The 16,619-nt window shown below is 44.4% G+C and carries 18 protein-coding genes; all 18 read right to left on the minus strand.

Annotation, left to right across the window (positions count from 1 at the left end):
- Positions 1–183: 183 nt before the first annotated feature.
- The 18 genes from NIE88_RS03520 to NIE88_RS03605 all read right to left on the minus strand — a co-directional run bounded on the left by NIE88_RS03520 (position 184) and on the right by NIE88_RS03605 (position 16,539).
- Positions 184–1,386, minus strand: coding sequence for an acetate/propionate family kinase (locus NIE88_RS03520; RefSeq protein WP_253058865.1), 1,203 nt, complete (start codon positions 1,384–1,386; stop codon positions 184–186).
- Between the two features lie 22 nt (positions 1,387–1,408).
- Positions 1,409–2,383, minus strand: a complete 975-nt coding sequence (locus tag NIE88_RS03525; protein WP_253058867.1) for a class I SAM-dependent methyltransferase — start codon at positions 2,381–2,383, stop codon at positions 1,409–1,411.
- Between the two features lie 46 nt (positions 2,384–2,429).
- Positions 2,430–2,615, minus strand: coding sequence for a hypothetical protein (locus tag NIE88_RS03530; RefSeq protein ID WP_253058869.1), 186 nt, complete (start codon positions 2,613–2,615; stop codon positions 2,430–2,432).
- A 283-nt stretch (positions 2,616–2,898) separates the two neighbouring features.
- Positions 2,899–3,360 carry a GerW family sporulation protein gene (ytfJ, locus tag NIE88_RS03535; protein ID WP_253058871.1) on the minus strand — a complete coding sequence of 154 codons (462 nt, stop codon included), beginning with the start codon at positions 3,358–3,360 and terminating at the stop codon, positions 2,899–2,901.
- 4 nt (positions 3,361–3,364) lie between these two features.
- Positions 3,365–3,955, minus strand: a complete 591-nt coding sequence (locus NIE88_RS03540; RefSeq protein ID WP_253058873.1) for a DUF2953 domain-containing protein — start codon at positions 3,953–3,955, stop codon at positions 3,365–3,367.
- Positions 3,956–4,158: 203 nt separating this feature from the next.
- The gene (gene hisIE, locus NIE88_RS03545) at positions 4,159–4,830 is read right to left on the minus strand and encodes a bifunctional phosphoribosyl-AMP cyclohydrolase/phosphoribosyl-ATP diphosphatase HisIE (protein WP_253058875.1); all 672 of its coding nucleotides are present in this window, start codon (positions 4,828–4,830) and stop codon (positions 4,159–4,161) included.
- Complete coding sequence (gene hisF / locus NIE88_RS03550; RefSeq protein ID WP_253058877.1) at positions 4,827–5,585, minus strand: imidazole glycerol phosphate synthase subunit HisF; 759 nt, start codon at positions 5,583–5,585, stop codon at positions 4,827–4,829. Before hisF ends, hisIE begins: the two co-directional genes overlap by 4 nt.
- Positions 5,585–6,307 carry a 1-(5-phosphoribosyl)-5-[(5-phosphoribosylamino)methylideneamino]imidazole-4-carboxamide isomerase gene (gene hisA, locus NIE88_RS03555; protein ID WP_290446291.1) on the minus strand — a complete coding sequence of 241 codons (723 nt, stop codon included), beginning with the start codon at positions 6,305–6,307 and terminating at the stop codon, positions 5,585–5,587. The genes hisF and hisA overlap by 1 nt, the downstream gene beginning before the upstream one ends.
- Complete coding sequence (hisH, locus tag NIE88_RS03560; protein WP_253058881.1) at positions 6,307–6,966, minus strand: imidazole glycerol phosphate synthase subunit HisH; 660 nt, start codon at positions 6,964–6,966, stop codon at positions 6,307–6,309. The genes hisA and hisH overlap by 1 nt, the downstream gene beginning before the upstream one ends.
- Positions 6,963–7,556 (minus strand): imidazoleglycerol-phosphate dehydratase HisB, encoded by a 594-nt coding sequence (gene hisB / locus NIE88_RS03565; RefSeq protein WP_253058883.1) that lies wholly within the window; start codon positions 7,554–7,556, stop codon positions 6,963–6,965. The genes hisH and hisB overlap by 4 nt, the downstream gene beginning before the upstream one ends.
- Complete coding sequence (gene hisD / locus NIE88_RS03570; protein WP_253058885.1) at positions 7,549–8,832, minus strand: histidinol dehydrogenase; 1,284 nt, start codon at positions 8,830–8,832, stop codon at positions 7,549–7,551. Before hisD ends, hisB begins: the two co-directional genes overlap by 8 nt.
- Complete coding sequence (hisG, locus tag NIE88_RS03575) at positions 8,819–9,469, minus strand: ATP phosphoribosyltransferase (protein WP_253058887.1); 651 nt, start codon at positions 9,467–9,469, stop codon at positions 8,819–8,821. Before hisG ends, hisD begins: the two co-directional genes overlap by 14 nt.
- Positions 9,466–10,662 (minus strand): ATP phosphoribosyltransferase regulatory subunit, encoded by a 1,197-nt coding sequence (locus tag NIE88_RS03580; RefSeq protein ID WP_253058889.1) that lies wholly within the window; start codon positions 10,660–10,662, stop codon positions 9,466–9,468. Before NIE88_RS03580 ends, hisG begins: the two co-directional genes overlap by 4 nt.
- A gap of 408 nt (positions 10,663–11,070) precedes the next feature.
- Positions 11,071–11,262 carry an alpha/beta-type small acid-soluble spore protein gene (locus NIE88_RS03585; protein ID WP_093671926.1) on the minus strand — a complete coding sequence of 64 codons (192 nt, stop codon included), beginning with the start codon at positions 11,260–11,262 and terminating at the stop codon, positions 11,071–11,073.
- 97 nt (positions 11,263–11,359) lie between these two features.
- Complete coding sequence (thiI, locus tag NIE88_RS03590) at positions 11,360–12,559, minus strand: tRNA uracil 4-sulfurtransferase ThiI (RefSeq protein ID WP_253058891.1); 1,200 nt, start codon at positions 12,557–12,559, stop codon at positions 11,360–11,362.
- Positions 12,560–12,564: 5 nt separating this feature from the next.
- Positions 12,565–13,707 (minus strand): cysteine desulfurase family protein, encoded by a 1,143-nt coding sequence (locus NIE88_RS03595; RefSeq protein ID WP_253058893.1) that lies wholly within the window; start codon positions 13,705–13,707, stop codon positions 12,565–12,567.
- A gap of 109 nt (positions 13,708–13,816) precedes the next feature.
- Positions 13,817–15,505 carry a septation ring formation regulator EzrA gene (locus tag NIE88_RS03600; protein ID WP_253058904.1) on the minus strand — a complete coding sequence of 563 codons (1,689 nt, stop codon included), beginning with the start codon at positions 15,503–15,505 and terminating at the stop codon, positions 13,817–13,819.
- 521 nt (positions 15,506–16,026) lie between these two features.
- Entirely contained in the window at positions 16,027–16,539 is a 513-nt protein-coding gene (locus NIE88_RS03605) for an acyl-CoA thioesterase (RefSeq protein ID WP_253058905.1), read from the minus strand.
- Positions 16,540–16,619: the final 80 nt, after the last annotated feature.

Here is a 16,619-nt window from a genome sequence, read left to right on the forward strand (position 1 = left end):
TTTCGCAAATAGATTATATTGTAAAGTTTAATACGTGATTTTCGACTAACGTCGCCCACATCCAATGAGTAACGCCAGAGTCACCGTATCCTGCGGCCCACCTGATTCAGGCAGGCATCCATGGCCGTCGCGACAGTAACTTCGTCCCCCGAAAAAGGCTTGGCGGTTTCTAATTGTTTAAATTCAGATTTCCTGATGTTTTTTCGAAAGCCGGACGGTATCACGCGCGATCATTACCTCTTCATTGGTCGGAATGACAAGAATTTTAACCTTCGATTGATCGGTATTGATCGAGATTTCCTTACCGTTAATCTTATTTTTTTCTGCGTCCCACTCAATACCCATGAATCCGAGTCCTTCAAGCACGTGCGCGCGGACCATCGAACTATGCTCACCAATACCGGCAGTAAACACAATCGCATCGACGCCGTTCATCTTCGCTGCGAATGATCCGATATACTTTTGAATCCGTTCAACGAATACTTCGATTGCAAGCCTTGCCCGTTTGTTTCCTCTTTTCGCTTCCTTTTCGATATCTCTTAGATCGCTAGAGAATCCGGACAGGCCGAGCAATCCGCTCTTTTTATTCAGTACGTTAATTACTTCAGTGGCGTTCATGCCGGTTTTATCCATGATATAAGGGATGAGTGCCGGATCAATGTCACCGGAACGCGTCCCCATTGTCAAACCGGCAAGCGGCGTGAAGCCCATGGATGTATCCATTGATTTGCCGCCCCTGACAGCGGTAATACTGGCACCATTTCCCAAGTGGCAGGAAATCAGGCGCAGATCATCAATGGGAAGCTTAAGCAGCTCTGCGGCCCGATAAGCAACATATTTGTGACTCGTACCGTGAAATCCGTATTTGCGAATACCGAACTGCTTGTAGTAATCATAGGGAAGACTGTACAAATACGCCTCACTGCCCATGCTTTGATGAAAAGCTGTATCGAATACGACAACTTCAGGAACATCAGGAAGCACTTCTCGAAACGCACGTATGCCGACTAAGTTTGCCGGGTTATGCAACGGCGCAAGATCGGACAATTCTTCAATTTTCTTAATCACATCATCGGTCACCAGCGCAGAATCATCAAATGTTTCTCCACCATGGACGACACGATGGCCGATTCCTTCAATTTCCTTTAAGGAGTGGACAATTTTCAATTCAGTAAGTCGCTCAAGCAAAATACGAACCGCCACTTCATGATCTGAAATCGAAGCGATCTCCTGTTTTTTTTCACCACGTACACTAATTGTAAAAATCGAATCCGACAAACCAATACGTTCAACAGAACCCTTGGTTACCAAATGCTCAGCAGGCATATCAAGAAGTTGAAATTTCAATGATGAGCTGCCTGCGTTGATCGCGAGAATTAATGCCATTGTTGATCACCCTCTCGTCTTCTTAAACCGAACGGTGCAGAAACCAATGATCCAGCTGCTGCACGAATTTGCGCATCTTCACTTCATTTGAGAAATCAGGCATTTCTGCAAGAAGTGCTTGCTTGGTCAGTGCCGCTTCTCCCGATTTCTTCTGCATCAAAAGGATGCTCTTTGCTTGATCTGCCTTAGTAAACAGAGAAGACGGAAGCTGGATCAACGCAAGAATCGTTGCATTTCTTTGAAGAAAATCATGAAAAACGTGGTTGCGATCATCGGAAAAAAGATGATTTGGGACAAGTGAAAGAAAATATCCTTCCGTCTTCAACCTGTTCAGTCCCTGCTCTATAAATAAAAAATGAGTCAGTGGCTTTTCAGCAACATCTTTTAATGTATAAACTTTTGCTGAGTCTTGATCAGGATAAATACCGACAGGAACATCGCAGACGACAACATCAACCGGATCGATCAGAATTGGTTTCAGCCCGTCTTGATGAAAGAGCTGTATTTCTTTTTGCTGCAGATTTGCATTTGCAGCCGCAAGACGGATTAACAATGGATCCGCATCGATGCCATAGGCTTTTATCTCATCGGTTTCCGACTGATTCAAAATACCGGTTAATAGATTTGCCGTTCCAACCGCAGGATCAAGTATCGAGAACGGCCTTTTTCCTTCAAGCATGGTAATCATGTGACCGATTAAAAGTACTAAAGTATCCGGAGTCAACTCATGATTCGGCTGCGGCGAGGCTTTCATTCCCTTTAGAATGGCAAGCTGCAGGGCACGCCTGACATCTTCAGCAGTCATTGTTTGGCTGTAATAACGATCATAAAGAGGTTTTAGCTTATCCGCCAGTTTATCATCATGGATCGCGTCTTGAGCCAATCCCTCAGCAGCTTCACATAAACCGGTTAAATAATCCGTTTGTTTATTTTTCTTAATAAAAAGTGCTGCTTGATCGTATACTGAAAAGAGTTCACTTACTATCGTTGTCTGCAAAATGATATCCCCCAAGTATAAAGCGCTTACAATGTATATTATACAGCTAAGCTGAAAAGATTACCCGCTTAATTCCTGAATTCGTCATATATATTTGACCATAAAATGGCGAGTACTGACTGGTTTGATAGAGATTATGTATCTTTTTTAACAAAAGGTTGCCCATATTAATTAATGTAAATACCTGAGACATCCATCCCTGCTCATCTTTCATTCGTCTTCTTCCAGTCATGATCACGCTCACTCCTATATTTACTATAGACTAAAAACGGATACAGGGCAATTGTCACACAACAGTGATACGTTCATGAACAATCGTCACTATTTACGTAAATGCTGATCCATCTGTTTCAATCAGACGAAAAATATTTTCATATCTCTCATATTATAAGTGCTTCTTTTTCCACTGAGTCTATCTATTTTGAAACGCAAAGAATTTTCATTAAAATTTTTTACGCACGAAAAAAACAGAATGACAGCCCATGATCATTCTGCATCAGAAAAAGCTATTCGTGTTAAACATCATCGTCCTGCCAATCATTTCTGCGTCTCTTTCGTTTCGAAGCGCCAGTTCCGCCATTCTTTTCAATAACCTCTTTAATCTTTTCAATCGTTTGCGGAGCAAGATCAATTAATCGTTCATATAAATGAGTTGTGTTGTCCAAATGAATGGTCTTGACACCCTCGCGCCCGATAATCAGGAAGGCGATCGGTGTAATGGAAACGCCGCCGCCCGTACCGCCGCCAAACGGCAAATAGGCTTCGGTATCTTCGGTTAAATCCTCATCCTGATTTTCATTTTTTGTTGTAAACTCGCTGCCGCCGGCAACAAAACCAAACCCTACTTTTGACAAAGTAATAATGGTATGCCCATCTTCGGTTTCAATTGGATCTCCGACAATTGTGCCGACATCTACCATGGCCTGCAGGCTTTCAAGCGCGGTCTTCATCAAACCCTGTATCGGATGATCTGCCATATGTTTAACCTTCTTTCCACTGGCCTCTGATTTTCTTGATCATAGCTATAGCGTCTCCGATCTTCACTTGAAACATGCATGAAAGATTTGAATTCAGCGTTTTTCTTTGAAAAGCCGGTACAACATTAATTCTCGGATGGTCACTGCAAAATTGTGCGATCCATGGCAAAATTGATGCCTTAATGGACCAAATGATACCGCTGAGCAAAGCCGTTTCCGCTGCATCACCGGTACCGCAGGTCGTCACCCAAACTACATGTTTAACAATTACATGCTCGTCAAGTTTCCATGCGCGCAGCAAATCAAGGCTTTGATCCATCTGTTTCTGCCATAATTTCGGATTAATTTTTTGACGGTTGCGTGCATCTTTGTTATCTACCGTCGCTCCTGTGCTCTTCTTTACCGGTTCTGTTTGCTTACCTGATTTAATTGTCCAAATGTGTTTTCCCCACAAATAAAATTCTGTATTCCATTGCAGCCGGCGCATACTGATCAGGAATTTGACATGGATTGTGAGTGTACTTCTCATAATGATAAAAAAAACGAGCACCAAGAGACTCACAAACACTGCCGAAAAAATGATAAGCAGGCGCACCGCAAACGCTCCTTTTTCATGCTTTTGTAGATAGTATCCGGCAAATCAACCCAAAACATGTAAAAAGATCTTAGTTTGGATAAATCTTATCGCAGATCAAACCGTAGCTTTTCTTATACGAGGCACCTACTTATTTCTTATCCCTTTTATAATTCCTTTTTGTAAAAAACCCGAGAGGTCATCCTCCCGGGCAGAAAAAATAGTTAGTCAATATCTTTTGCTTTCTCACGCTGGAATTCGCTCTTGTCGCGGTGCCGCTTTTCCAGAACGCGCAGTACGCGGTCAAATCCGACCTTTTGTTCGCGCAGCATCACTAAGGTGTGATAGATGACATCGGACACTTCCCATTCCAATTCGGCGACCGATCGGTTTTTCGCAGCAATGATGACTTCCGATGTCTCTTCTCCTATTTTCTTAAGGATCTTGTCAATTCCTTCGTTGAACAAGTACGTCGTATACGTACCTTCTGGACGTTCTGTTTCACGCTCGGCAATAACATGCTCCAATTCGGAAAGAATCTCAAAGCGGTCGGCTCCGGCTGCAACAGCTTCCTGCTTATCACTCTTTTCCGGGACGAAGCAGCTGTATTTTCCTGTATGGCACGCCGGACCGGCAGGGTTTACTTTGACAAGTAACGCATCAGCATCGCAATCCACCGACCAGTCAACAATTTTCTGCGTATTGCCTGATGTCGCACCTTTGTGCCACAGTTCCTGGCGTTCGCGGCTGAAGAACCACGTCTCGCCGCTTTCCTGTGATTTTGCAATCGATTCCTTGTTCATATAAGCCATCATCAGGATTTCTTTGCTTTGAGCATCCTGAACAATTGCAGGAATAAGTCCGTTATGATCAAATTTCAGTGTTTCGATATTCATCGAATGGCCACTCCTTTTTGTTTTAAAAACTTCTTTACACTCGCTACCGATGTTTCTTTATAGTGAAAAATCGAAGCAGCAAGCGCGGCATCCGCTTTGCCTTCTTCAAATGCATCAAGAAAATCGGACGCTTTCCCGGCGCCTCCGGAAGCGATGACCGGAACGTCAACCGCTTCGCTGATTTTCCTCGTCAGATTCAGTTCAAATCCATTCTTTTCACCATCTTGATCCATACTTGTCAGCAAGATTTCTCCTGCGCCGAGATCAACCGCCTTCTTCGCCCACACAACAGCGTCAAGCGGTGTTTCTTTTTGTCCGCCATGAGTATAAACCTTATATGTACCGGTTTCCGAATTCAGCCGTGCATCAATCGCGCACACAATACACTGATTACCGAAAAAATTGGCACCTTCAGTGATCAATTCAGGATTCGCTACGGCTGAGCTGTTCAAGGATACCTTATCGGCGCCTGCGCGCAGCAGGGTTTTAATATTCTCCAATGAACGGATGCCGCCTCCGACCGTGAACGGAATGTTGAGTTTGGCCGCAACCTGCTTCACGACTTCGACCATCGTGTTTCGTCCTTCATTCGATGCCGATATATCAAGAAAAACAAGTTCATCCGCGCCTTCATGATTGTAGAACATGGCAAGTTCCACAGGATCGCCCGCATCACGCAATTGCACAAATTGTTTTCCTTTGACCACACGGCCGTCTTTCACGTCCAAACACGGTATGATTCGTTTTGCGAGCATCAGAGCTTCACCGCCTTGATCACATCGCTGAGCGCGATCTGGTTCGTATAGAGCGCTTTGCCGATAATCGCGCCGCTTACTCGGCGATTACCAATCATCTCCGTGATTTCCTCAAGTGTCGTCACGCCCCCCGAGACAACAACAGGCTTGCCGATTTCGTCGGCAAGCTGTTCGGCGGCCACAACATTAGCGCCTTGAAGCGCGCCGTCTCTTGAGATATCCGTATAGATGAACTGCCGGGCACCCTCCTGAATCAATCGTTTGGCGAGATCGGCAGCACTCAAATCAGAGACCTCAAGCCAGCCCCGAACCGCTACCTTGCCGTTCTTCACATCCAGTCCAATAGCGACAGCTTCTGGATAGCAGCTTAACGCTAATTTACAAAATTCCGGATCACTGATTGCCGAACTGCCCAAAATCACACGTTTAACCCCTTGATTTAAATAGTTTTCCACTGTTTCAATCGAACGGATGCCGCCTCCGACCTCGATGTTGATCGGCACCTCTGCAGCCATTTGTGTAATTAAATCATGATTGACCGGGCTTCCTGCTTTCGCTCCGTCAAGATCGACGACATGAAGCCATTCAGCTCCTTGCTCGAAAAAGGAACGCGCAATAGCGACGGGATCGTCACCATAAATCGTGGATTGATCATAATCTCCTTGAAACAGCCGCACACATTTGCTGTCAATTAAATCAATCGCAGGATAGATTGTGAACATCAGCACTTCTCCTCTCCGCATGAACATGAATCATCTATTTGGGACACCAGCCGCAAGTAATTTTTTAGCAAGGCTTGACCGAACACACCACTTTTTTCCGGGTGGAACTGAGTACCAAATACGAGGCCTTTGCCGACGATGGCAGGTACATGACCATAGTAATCTGCGACAGCAATCAGCGTATTGCTGTTTTTCAGGTCTGCATAGTAAGAATGAACAAAATACGCATAATTTGGTTCCAGCCCCTGAATCAAGGCAGACTGGGAATTGACAAAAGTCAATGTGTTCCAACCCATATGAGGCACTTTATAGCGAACGCCTTCATTCGTTACACCTGGAAAACGAAAGATGCGGCCGGGAATCAGGCCGAGCCCCTTTGTCAGAACACCTTCTTCACTCTCATCAAACAGGAGCTGCATACCGAGACAAATGCCAAGCAGCGGTTTTGTTTGTGCACAACGACTTAAATAGTCACTCAAATGCTTCTCTTTAAGCAAGCCCATGGCATCCTTAAAAGCGCCGACCCCCGGCAAAATCAATCCATCGGTTGTGTCCAGTTCGCCAGGGTCATCACTGATAATATAGGATTGTTCAAGCCTTTTCAATGCTTGACTGAGACTGTACAGGTTGCCCATGCCATAATCTACAATTCCGATCATCCCAGTGTTCCTTTCGTCGACAGAACCCCTTGAATTCTTGGATTTTGAACAGTCGCTGCGTCAAGGGCGCGACCGAGTGCCTTGAATACCGATTCAATCATATGGTGGGTATTTTCTCCATAACGAATGGTCACATGAAGATTCATCTGAGCCTCGATACATAATTTGTCAAGAAATTCCTTTACAAGCTCTGTATCGAATGTTCCGACCCTCTGTGAAGGAAGTTCCCCGTTAAAAACAAAATAAGGTCTCCCGCTTAAATCAATAGCGACCTCCGACAGTGCCTCATCCATCGGAACAACCGCATAGCCGTAGCGATTGATGCCCTTTTTATCACCAACGGCCTCACGGATCGCTTTACCGAGACAAATCCCGATATCTTCGGTCGTATGATGATCATCGACCTCAGTATCGCCTTGTGCATCCACATCAAGTGAGAACAACCCATGCTTGGTAAACAACGTAAGCATATGAGTCAGAAAAGGCACACCTGTCTCAAGATGTGATTCGCCATTTCCGTCAATGGAAAATTTTAACTTAATTTGTGTCTCAAAAGTATCACGTTCCACGTAGCCCGTCCTTTTATCCATGAATCACCGCACCTTTCATTCTTTTTTCTACTGCACGTGCGTGCCCTTCCAGCCCCTCAAAACGGGCAAATGCAGCAATTGCCTGTCCGTTCGCTTGAAGTGCCTCATCGCTGTATTCAATAATACTTGAATGTTTGATAAAGCTTTCGACGCCAAGAGGACTGGCATAGCGTGCCGAACCATTGGTCGGAATGATATGATTCGGACCCGCGAAATAATCACCGACCGGTTCCGAGCTGTACTTGCCCAAGAAAATAGCTCCTGCATTATGGATCAAATCAAAAATTTCATGCGGATCACGCGTTGCAAGCTCCAGATGTTCTGGTGCGATCCTGTTAATGACTGCCGCAGCTTCGTGACCATCTGCTGCCAAAATGATTTTTCCCTGTTTATATACCGAAGCGGAGGCAATCTCAACCCGGGGCAACTCTTGAAGCTGTTTTTCAACTTCTTTTTCTACCTTAATTCCAAACGCTTCGGAAGTTGTCACAAGTATCGGCATAGAGAGCCGGTCGTGTTCAGCCTGAGATAAGAGATCCGCCGCAATCCATGAAGCATCGGCCGTCTCATCCGCCACAACAGCAATTTCACTTGGACCTGCAAGGCTGTCGATCGCGACATCACCGAATACATGTTTTTTCGCAAGCATGACATAGAGATTGCCGGGTCCGACAATCTTGTCCACAGGTTTTATGGACTCTGTTCCGTAAGCCAGTGCCGCAATGGCTTGTGCGCCGCCGACCTGATCGATTTCATGAACACCGATCTCCAGTGCCGCAGCTAGTACGCCGTCTGCAATCCACCCGTTTTTTTGCGGGGGAGAAACAAGCACAACGCGTTTGACCCCTGCCACAAGTGCGGGGATAGCGCCCATAAGAACCGATGACGGATAGCAAGCTGTGCCACCCGGGACATAGACGCCGACTGAGTCTAGTGCGGTTACTTTTTGACCAAGCACAACTCCCTCTTTTACAGTCTCTGTCCAAGACTTCGGTACTTGTTTTTCGTGAAAGGCACGGATGTTGCTTGCGGCTTGTTTGATTGCTTTTAACACCTGTTCCGGAACGCGGGATGCGGCTTCATGCATCGCTTCCTCAGTCACACGAATGGAATCAAGGTCAATGCCGTCAAATTGCTTCGTGTAGTTCTTCAACGCTTCGTCTCCATCAGATTTTACTGCTGCAATGATGGACGCAACCGACTTTTGTGCCTCTTCCTTAGCCTCTACTTTTCTTTTGTTTAAGAAATCCAGATTTCCATCCTTAATCCATTCCAATCTTGGTCCCCTCCGTTGCTCTGATCATTTTTTCAACAATTTGATCGATCAGTGTTTTTTTCAAACGATAGCTGACCGGATTGACAATCAGTCTTGAACTGATATCGAGGAGCCGGTTATACTCTACAAGTCCGTTTTCCTTCAGCGTCTGCCCTGTAGAAACGATATCGACAATGGCATCGGCAAGGCCCACAATAGGAGCCAGTTCAATAGAACCATTCAAGGCGATCAAATCCACCTGTTCTCCGCGTCTGCGATAAAAATCGGAGGCAATATTCGGATATTTTGTCGCGATCTTAAGAAATGGATTATGATTTTGATGAGCCGGAAGTCCGGCAACCGCCATATGGCATTTGCTGATTCCCAAATCGACCATTTCATAAACATCTCTTCCACTCTCAAGCAGTACGTCTTTCCCGGAAATACCAAGATCTGCTGCCCCATATTCAACATAAGTCGGCACATCAACAGGCTTTGCGAGAATAAAACGAAACGGCTCGGATTCCAGATCAAGAATCAGCTTCCTTGTTGTTTCAAACGTATCCGGCAGCTGAAATCCGGCATTTCTTAAGAGACGGCATGCATCACCGAAAATTCTTCCTTTAGGCATCGCTATCGTTATTACTGATTGATTCATTCTCCTGTCTCCGTTCTATCCAAAAAATAGTTAACCGTTTCAAACTGCTGTTCGAATTGATCCGGGTTGTCAATCCCATCGGCATGCTGCAGAACAACGGCGCGGCCTTTTTCTCTTTCCTCAGCAGCAAATCGCATCGCAGTTCCTGCATTTTCGCGATTATAGATGACTGCACTTTTGCGTTTGGCTCTTTTATCTTCAGGAATTTTAATAGCACTCATCAGCCTGTCAAGCCGAATTCCAAATCCGGTGGCGGGGCATGGACGATTAAATTTTGCAAGCAGGTCATCATATCTTCCTCCACTCGCAACCGGGAAGCCGAGATTGCCGCCAAACCCTTGGAAAACGAATCCGGTGTAATAACTTAAATGAGGGACAAGTGTGATATCTAAATCAATCCGTGATTCCAAATGATCCAGTTTAAGTAAATGAATCAATTCTAAAATATTCCGATAATAGGAATGTACCGGCGTCGCGGAGCCCGATACCAGGGTCTCAATGTAGGCCAATGTTTCTTCATTATTCATTCTTCGGGAATCAACGAATGTATTCAGCCGTTTTGACGCATTATCCGGCAAATTCAATGATGCGACATATTCATGAAAACCAACATCGTTTTTATTGTACAGCAGATTCCGCAGCCGTTTTACAATTTCTTTATCTTTAACAAGATCATAGAAAAAGGCATTCACAAAGCCGACATGACCGACGGCGAGTCTCACCGATGCGAGTCCGCTTTTTTCAAGAAGGCTCATCATTAATGAAATCACTTCAACATCCGCATAGGGGGTTGCGTCGCCAATAAGCTCTGCTCCCGTCTGTTCGAATTCGCTTGGATGGCCGCCCTCCTTGCGCTGGCTCCGATAAAGGTCGGCCGTATACGCCAGACGAAGGGGAAGAGGTGCATCCCTTAAGCTGGATGCTGCTATTCTGGCAATCGGCGTTGTCATATCGGGACGTAAAACCACAGGATGCCCCTCAGCGTCTAGAAATTTAAACAGACGATTGTCAGCAATCGCTGATGCCCGACCAATCGTTTCCGCATATTCCAAAGCAGGAGTCTTAATAAAATCGTAACCCCAGCGCTGCAGCTCACGCTGAAAAATGAGCTCTAATCGTGAAATTTCCTGTTGTGCTCGCGGTAGTGTATCTCTCAGCCCGAGCGGTTTTTCAAACATATAGGGTTGTGACATCAGTCGTTTCTTCCTCTCAAGGTTCATTCTCTTTATTTAATTATGTATGAAATGGATTAGAAAACTTGCATTCGCCAAGCCTCTGGCGAATGCAAAGGATTCGTTGCGACAGCCGTGGAAGGTCTGGTGCCCGGTAGGCCGCAGGAAGCGGCGTTCTGCCGGACCGCTTAAACTATAATCCTTAAAATTATAAACGATCTTATCGTATAAAAAAAGAAACCTTCAATCGCTTCATCTCATTAGCACAGTAAAGTATGTAATGTGTATTCTAGAGGAAATACCTGAAATAGTCAATAGGCATTCTTTTTTCTGTCAACTCGATTCATACAGTTTAAAGTAAATTCAACAAATTGAAAAAGAGCGGCCGAAGCCGCTCTTTAAAGATCTTTTTTGAAGGTTCATTCCAGATTAGAACTTGCCGCTGCTCAATGCAGTTGCTACGAGGCGCTTCGTAATTTCACCACCAACAGAACCGTTAGCGCGTGAAGTTGTATCAGGGCCAAGTTGTACACCAAATTCAGAAGCGATTTCCGTTTTCATTTGTTCAAGTGCTTTTTCCGCACCTGGAACAAGGATCTGATTGCTATTATTTTCTGCCATGTCTCTCACCTCCTTGTGCCATTATATTGTGCAGAGTCTGAGTTCTACATGCACAAGGAGGAATGGTAATTATTTCAATTCAATAACTGGCTGCCGATTATAAGAGCTCGCTCACAGCGTCTTGAGTTGAACCTGAATCAATAACGATCGTTTCTATACCTTCAACAGCTTCATTGACTAATGCATCAACAGCAAGCTTGTGTTCAAAGCGTTCTGCATGAGTCCGATCCGGCCGTGTTCTCGGCGCTTTGGGCAGAAAGATTGTGCAGCAATCTTCGTACGGACGGATGGAAATTTCATACGTATCAATCTGCTTTGCAATCTGAGCAATATCAAGTTTGTCCATTGCAATCAATGGACGGAGAATCGGCAGATTAGTGACCGCATTGATTGTATTCATGCTCTCCAGCGTCTGACTTGCCACCTGACCCAGGCTCTCACCTGTCGCGAGTGCCATCGCTCCTCGTTTCAAAGCTGTTTTTTCAGCAATACGAAACATCAGGCGGCGCATAATTGTGATTCGGTAATCTTCAGGTACCGCATCGCGAATCGCAACTTGCGCATTCGTAAAGGGGACAAGATGCAGGACAAATTTGCCGCCGAACTCACGCAGTCTCTTCGATAAGTCGATTACTTTCTGTTTGGCACGATCACTTGTATACGGCGGGCTCTGAAAATGAATCGCTTCAATCAAAGCTCCTCTTTTTGCTGTTAAATAGGCAGCAACCGGACTGTCGATTCCACCGGATAAGAGCAGCATAACCTTACCGCTTGTGCCTACCGGAAGTCCGCCGACCCCGACAACTTCTTTTCCATAAATACGTGCTTCATGGTAGCCGACTTCAACGCGTATCATCAAGTCCGGATTGTGTACATCAACATTCAGCCAATCACAATGCCTCAATACAGTTCCGCCCAGATCTTGATTCAGCTCGCTTCCATGGATCGGGTAACGTTTATCTTTTCGACGCGCAGCAATTTTAAATGTCTGTGCACCTTTTTCTTGTTCAGCTACTCTAAGAACGCCTGCACGGATTTCATCAAGATCTGTACCTACTTTAATCGCCGGTGAGATATTCTGAATACCGAAAACCTTTTTCAAAACATTGAGTACATCGGCTGACTTTTCATTATTTAATTTAATTTCCAGGTCATCAAAATGGCGTTTAATTTCTGCCTGAGGAAATTGGCGCAGCTTTTCGCGTACATCATTTTCCAGCTTAATAACGAATTGTTTTTTATTCTTGCCTTTCAAGGTGATCTCTCCGAAACGAACCACCAAATAATCATAAATCACTCAATTCACCTCATTACAGTCTTTAACTGGCCAACTTTTTCGGTCAGTGTTTGCAGAAACACACCTAGATCCGATTCTGTTGTCTCGTAGGCCATGCTGATCCGTATTGCCTGTTCTGCTTCTTGATCTGATATGCCCATCGCTGTTAATGTACCGCTTGCTCCGCTTTCTTTTGACGAGCAGGCAGATTTGGTCGACACATAAATGTCATTTTTTTCTAAGATATGCACCAGCACTTCCGATTTAATTCCAAGAAACGACACATTGACAATGTGAGGAGACGAAAAATGTTTCGGTGTATGAACAACAGCTCCTTCAATCTTCGCCAATCCATCAAATAGCTGCTGTTGCAGCTTCATTAAATGATCAATACCCTCGCGCTCATTCTCCAGGGTCATGCGAAGCGCCTTGACCATCCCGCAAATGCCCGGCAGATTTTCAGTACCTGACCGGAATTGATGCTCCTGACCGCCGCCGGCAAACAGCGGAGAAAGCTGTGTTCCCTTACGTACATAGAGTATCCCGGTACCTTTTGGTCCATGAATTTTATGTCCGGAAACCGTACACAGATCAATACCGCTTTCCTTTAAATGCAGCGGAACCTTTGAAAAGCCTTGAACATTATCAACATGAAAAACGGTCTTCGGTTTTTGCTTTAAAAAATTGCCGATTTGTTCGATCGGCTGAATCGTACCGACTTCGTTATTCACATGCATTATGGACACAAGAATCGTATCCTTGCGATATGCTTTTATAAATTCATCGAACGATACCCGGCCGTCACTGTTGACCGGCAAATAAGTGACTTCAAATCCAAGTGCTTCTAACTGAGCAAATGCATTGCCGGCCGAGGCATGCTCAATTGTTGTAGTGATTAAATGTCTGCCTCGGTTCCGGTAAGCGAATGCCGCACCTTTAATCGCAAGATTGTTCCCCTCGGTACCTCCGGAAGTAAACACAATTTCATTCGGTTCGATTTCAAGAAGCGCGGCCGCCTGTTCGCGCGAGCGCGTAAGAAGGTGTTCACTCTTTCCGCCTAAACTATGGAGTGACGACGGATTTGCAAAATAGTATTCAGAAACCGTTCGATAAGTGTCCATAACTTCCGGATACGGTTGTGTCGTTGCACTGTTATCTAAATAAATCATGAAAATAGGTGACTCCTTTCAGAAAACCGCAAAGTTCGGCATTTGACTTTAATTCATTACTGCCCACCTTGCCTGAATCTTAACATGAGTTTTTCATTTTTGTCATCATTCACGCTTGGCGGTCGGCAAATAGTTCGGCACGTTTCAATATCTTCGGCTCTTTCTTTTCAACCGCACGTACCGCAGTTTCTACCGACGCTTGGTAGTCATAATTTCTAAAATACTGTTCTGCCGTTTTTAGAGCCTGATCAATCTCCGGATTATCTGTTCGGTAACGGTTGCCGTACTGAATCATTTCCTCAGCAAATTTTGCTGTATCAACCAATTTCTCCGCCTGATGAAAGACGTCATCGATGTCTTCACCGGCATGATCCAGTAAGGTCTGAACAATTGCCATATTCAATGGCTTATCATCCAATTTCCGGTACACGGACTTAAGCTGTTCGCCTGCTTTTTGAAGTGCCGCTGCAAAGGAGCCGGGCACACCTGGCAGATTGCTCTTAAGAATCACTTGTTTTGTTTCAAATAACTGGCGCTTTAACTGTTGAATCTGCTGACGTGCATTCATCTCATCTTTACGCAGCGCTTTGATTTTAGCATTAAATTCGTCTGCCACTGTCTCCATGTCCGTCAATTCTTTTTTTAAGCGTTCGAGTTTCGTAAAGATCACACTGAACGGTTCTTCGTTTTCGTTACCTTGCGATTCAGTGAATGTATTTTCCAGCTTTTGAAACGATTTACTTAGATCGCGCTGCATTTTCAGATCTTCATCGGTAATATGATAACTGTCCCTGATGTTTTCGGTTTCATCATTCAATTGCTTAATCTTTCCCTCAACACGATCCAAATGTTCCTCAATCGGCGGTGTTATTTCTTGAAGCCTGCGCCTGCTGACGACTTCTCTTTCAAGCTGCGCATAGAGCCAGTCCAACTGTTCATGGACACCTTTCAATCCCTCATCCGCCTCATCAAGTTCAAGATGATCAACTGCCGTTACAAGCAGTTGCCGATGCTTCTCTGCCTCTTCCAGCTGACTGTTCATTTGCAAATGGACCAGCAGATAGCCCTTTTCGTTCATTTCCTGCTCGCCCTGCCGCAGCTCGCGAATCTGGTCCGGAATGGTTTTTTCAAGATCGCGATACAATTCGGGAACGCGTTTGATCTGATCATCAAGCTGATCGGCATCTTTTCTGACACTGATTAATATTTGCCGTGCATCTAGGTAATTTCCATTTTCTGTCTCCGACTCATATTTTCTTAATTTATCTTCAGTTTCTTTAATAGAACTTTCGAGCACGGAGAGGGTGCGGCCGAATTGGCTTCGTTTTGTAATAATGTCCTTTTTTATTTGATGGACAATCTCTTTAATCGGCGTAACATCTTCGCGATTCTTCGTTTCACTCTCTACGATGATATTCAATTCGCTTAAGATTTCCTTAATATGCTTCTCAATCGTATCCATTTTTTTGTTTACTTCTTTAATAAGAAGCTCTGCTTTGTGGAAGCGATACTTTTCCGTCAGTTCTTCCGCATTAAAGAGTGTCTCTTCGATTCCGGGAAGCGATTGACTCATAATCGTATCCCAGTCCTTATGCCATTTATCAAATTTTGTTTCTGTATCTCCGGCCATATTAAGCTGTTTAATTTTCGAAAGCTCTTTTGCTATCGGACGATTCATGAGTTCCACTCGGCGCTTCTCCGACTCATCAATAGCGCCAAACGTTCTCTTCCTCATCCAAGTGCCATAAGCAACAATAAAGACAATAACTATGATCAGACCGACTAACACAAACAACATACGGAATTTCCCCCATTCTCGCATGGAACGCACACAGTGATGTAATGATTATATTGTAACAAAATAAAGTGATTTAAGGTCAATAAATTAAAGAAACTGTCGATTTTAATGTACTGGGACTTCATGTAAATAAAAAATCGATGAGGAAACTTTAGCTTTTCCTGTACGCGTATGAATAAAACTGTGTGTCTATTGCGATCCATTTGGCACGCATTCTCCGCAATTGGCCATTATTCTTGAAAAAAATAATCAGCCATGCTCATGACAGACATGACCAGGGCCAATTATTTGATCAGATAAATATGCTTTCCCAACAGGATTTCCATTGACTCGTATAAGTCGTACAATCTTGTTCGATTGTTACCTGCTAAAAATCTGTTTGTAATAAGGTTAATTCTTTTGTTCCATCCTTAAAATGGTTATGTAGCAACTTTTGACCTTCCTTCAATTTAATTTTATTGGCCATTATTAGCAGGACATGCTTTGGAGATTCTTGTGGCGCAAAATGATGTAAACCTCAGTTATTCCCAAGGCTTTTCAAGTGTCAACCCGGAAGTAAACGTCTTTGTTTGCTGCTTGCGTTTTTTTCGGCTCAGATAACGTTCTTCCGCGCTTTCAAAAAGAATCTGCTCCTCCTCACTTTCAGGAATTACTTTAGGAACCGGAGTCGGTTTCCCATGATCATCAAGCGCTACAAAAGTCAAAAAACACGTCGTGCATAATTGACGCACGCCGGTTCTGAGATTTTCATCAATTATTTTAACAAATACTTCCATGGATGTGTTGTGACTCCAAGTTACAAACGCCTCTAAGCAAACCGACGAACCGGCGTAAATCGGCCGCAGAAAATCAACCGAATCTATTGAAGCAGTGACAACAAGCCTGCGCGAATGACGCGTAGCAGCAGTTAATGAAATATTGTCCACATGCATCATCAGTTTTCCACCGAAAAATGTGCCGTGATTGTTTGTGTCGTTTGGCAAAACGTGAATTGATGTTACTGAAAATGATTCTCTGGCCTTTTTTGGTTCCATAGTTGTCCTCCGATTTCATTAGCCTTTTTTAAAATACGGACCGGCCATCCACTGCCTTTACAGCATACAGTCCGTTCTTT

It is taken from the genome of Sporolactobacillus shoreicorticis, assembly GCF_024125445.1.
GTDB classification, from domain to species: domain Bacteria; phylum Bacillota; class Bacilli; order Bacillales; family Sporolactobacillaceae; genus Sporolactobacillus; species Sporolactobacillus shoreicorticis.